Annotated in this window: 1 protein-coding gene; it reads left to right on the top strand. The window is 66.5% G+C overall.

Translation table 11 applies throughout. The features are described from left to right. Nucleotides 1-62 precede the first annotated feature (62 nt). The gene (locus ACFV3E_RS46830; RefSeq protein WP_500542673.1) at nucleotides 63-977 is read left to right on the top strand and encodes an IS982 family transposase; all 915 of its coding nucleotides are present in this window, start codon (nucleotides 63-65) and stop codon (nucleotides 975-977) included. Nucleotides 978-1,001: the final 24 nt, after the last annotated feature.

Raw genomic sequence — 1,001 nt, 5'->3', positions numbered from 1 at the left:
CTAGATGATCGATTCCAAGGGTTCGGGCCCGAGAAAGGGGTGAGGGTGTCCAGGCTCAGTGTGTGACGACCGAGATAGACACCCTCGCTACCGCACTCTACGTGCGTATCGATGACCTGTTGAAGGATTCGCCTCATCTGGCACCATGGCGGCCCGCGGTGGGCATCACTCCGCGGCTGTCGGATGCCGAGCTGGTCACTTTGGCGGTGATGCAGGCTCTGCTCGGCTATGTCTCCGAGGCCCGCTGGCTGCGGCACTGCCATGCCCGCCTGCGGCACCTGTTCCCGTACCTGCCTTTGCAGCCCGGTTACAACAAGCGGCTACGGCGGACCGCCGAGCTGATCCGGTCGGTGATCCGGGTGCTGGCCACGGACACAGCCTTGTGGAACGACGACGTGTGGGTCGTGGACTCCACGCCGGTGGAATGCGGACGCTCCAAGGAGGTGGTCAAGCGCTCTGAGCTGGCCGGATGGGCCGAGTACGGCTACTGCGCCAGCCACAGCCGCTTCTTTTGGGGCCTGCGCCTGCACCTGGTGTGCACCCTGCACGGGCTCCCGGTCGCCTTCGCGCTGACCGGTGCCAAGGCCGACGAGCGCGAGACGCTGCTGGACCTGCTGGCCGTCGAACCGCAGCTGACCATGGACCGCCCGGGCCAGACACTGATCGCCGACCGGCACTACTACGGTCGCGAGTTCGAGCGGCGGCTGGCACAGGTGGACGTGCGGTTACTGCGGCCGGCCCGCAAGGGCGAACCCGAACGGGCAGGAGCACACCTGTTCAAGCCGCTACGGCAGCTGATCGAGTCGGTGAACGACACCCTCAAAGGCCAGCTGGACCTGGAACGGCACGGCGGCCGCACCCCCGGCGGCGTGGCCGTCCGCATCCTGCAACGACTCCTCGCCCTGACCGCCGCCATCTGGCACAACCACCACACCGGACAGAGCGTCCTACGTTCCCTGACCGCCTACGACCACTAGCCCTTGGAATCGATCATCTAGTGG

The sequence above is a fragment of the Streptomyces sp. NPDC059718 genome, from assembly GCF_042733315.1.
Taxonomy (GTDB): Bacteria; Actinomycetota; Actinomycetes; order Streptomycetales; family Streptomycetaceae; genus Actinacidiphila.
The sequence above is the reverse complement of the archived record's forward strand: the minus strand, read 5'-3'. Positions and strand labels throughout refer to the sequence as shown.